Annotated in this window: 1 protein-coding gene, 2 tRNA genes and 1 pseudogene; 1 reads left to right on the top strand and 3 read right to left on the bottom strand. The window is 73.3% G+C overall.

The genetic code is table 11. The features are described from left to right. A partial coding sequence (locus HMPREF0731_RS07600) for an aldehyde dehydrogenase family protein (protein WP_007003488.1) occupies window positions 1–425 on the top strand: 425 nt, incomplete at its 5' end. 325 nt (window positions 426–750) lie between these two features. Here HMPREF0731_RS07600 and HMPREF0731_RS07595 read toward each other — a convergent pair. The 3 genes and pseudogenes from HMPREF0731_RS07595 to HMPREF0731_RS07585 form a co-directional block, all read right to left on the bottom strand. Further along, window positions 751–833: transfer RNA gene (locus HMPREF0731_RS07595), tRNA-Leu, on the bottom strand. A 91-nt stretch (window positions 834–924) separates the two neighbouring features. Continuing rightward, a tRNA-Gln gene (locus tag HMPREF0731_RS07590) sits at window positions 925–999 on the bottom strand. Between the two features lie 34 nt (window positions 1000–1033). Then, window positions 1034–1397, bottom strand: a pseudogene (locus HMPREF0731_RS07585) (4-(cytidine 5'-diphospho)-2-C-methyl-D-erythritol kinase); the annotation flags it as partial.

Below are 1397 nucleotides of genomic sequence, written 5' to 3'. Positions count from 1 at the left end.
CCCTGATCGCCGATGAGCAGGCGGAAGAGCTGTTCGGCCCGGTGCTGGCGCTGCGCGAAGTGCCGGATCTGGCGGCGGTGCTGGGCTGGCTGCGGGCGCATCCGGCGCCGCTGGCGATCTCGCTGTTCGGCGCCAGCCGGGCCGAGCGCGCGGCGATCGCCGCCGGGGCGCGGGCCGGCGCCATCGTCGAGGAGCGCTGCCTGGACCACGCCGCCTTCCCGTCCCTGCCCTTCGGCGGCGTCGGCGCCTCGGGCTTCGGGCGGTATCACGGGCGGGCGGGGTTCGAGGCGTTCAGCGACTGGCGGGCGCGGGTGCGGCATGGGCGCTTCGCGCTGTCCCGCCTGTTCGACCCGCCGCGCGCCGCATCGCGGCGGGCCCTGGCCTGGAAGCTGGCGACGGGGCGCGGGCCGAAGCCCCGATCCTAGCGCGTGCCGGCAGGTCGCCATGCATGCGACTCGGGCATGGCAGGGAAGCCATGCGTTTCGCGATGCTGCACCCGCGAAAAAGGTGAAGGTTTGGAAAGGTTCGGCTCCCTATATTCCCTGTGCTGCCGCAGCATCGCGGCGTCAAAGGATCAAGGGGTCTACCCGTGTCCGAACTCCTGTTTGTCACTGTTGTCGCCGCCCTGGTCGCGGGCGGACTGTATGCGCGCTCCCTGGTGGAGCTGAACTGGCCGGCCGGCCTGCCCCGTCTGCACGGGGCCGACTGAGCGGCTTCTGTCCGCGGCGCGCGCCGGGTCCGGCGCGCGGATGCGGGCGGCGGGTCTCGAACCCGCACTCCCCGAGGGGAAGCAGATTTTAAGTCTGCAGCGTCTACCGTTCCGCCACGCCCGCTCTGGCGCTCTTCCTGCCACAGCGCGGCACGCCACGCAAAACCCCTCAGGCCCTTGGGCGGAGGGGTTTTTCGCGTCGGCGCTGGAAAGGCTGGTTGGGGCGCCAGGATTCGAACCTGGGAATGGCGGTACCAAAAACCGCTGCCTTACCGCTTGGCTACGCCCCAGCAAGCCGGCCGGGCCCGCGCGGGCCCTGGCGGCTCAATAAGCGGCGAAGGGGCCGTTCGTAAAGCCCCCACCCCAGCCCCACCAGGCGGGTGGCAGGCGGGCGGCCGCGGCATGCGCGGCCTCGGGCGTCGCGAACAGGCCGAAGCAGGTGGCACCCGACCCGCTCATCCGCGCCAGCAGGCAGCCGGGCAGCGCCCGCAGCGCCGCCAGCACCGCGCCGATCTCCGGGCAGAGCGACAGCGCCGGCGCCTCCAGGTCGTTGCCGCAGGCGGCAAGGTCGCGCGCCATGGCGGCCGCATCCGCCCAGGCCACCGGGAAATGCGACGGGGCCGAATAGCCGCCCTGGCGCGCGCCGAAGACGGCGGGCGTGGCCAGCGGGCGGCGCGGATTGGCCAGC

The sequence above is a fragment of the Pseudoroseomonas cervicalis ATCC 49957 genome (assembly GCF_000164635.1).
Taxonomy (GTDB): Bacteria; Pseudomonadota; Alphaproteobacteria; order Acetobacterales; family Acetobacteraceae; genus Pseudoroseomonas; species Pseudoroseomonas cervicalis.
This window is presented reverse-complemented; position numbering and strand designations above follow the sequence as displayed.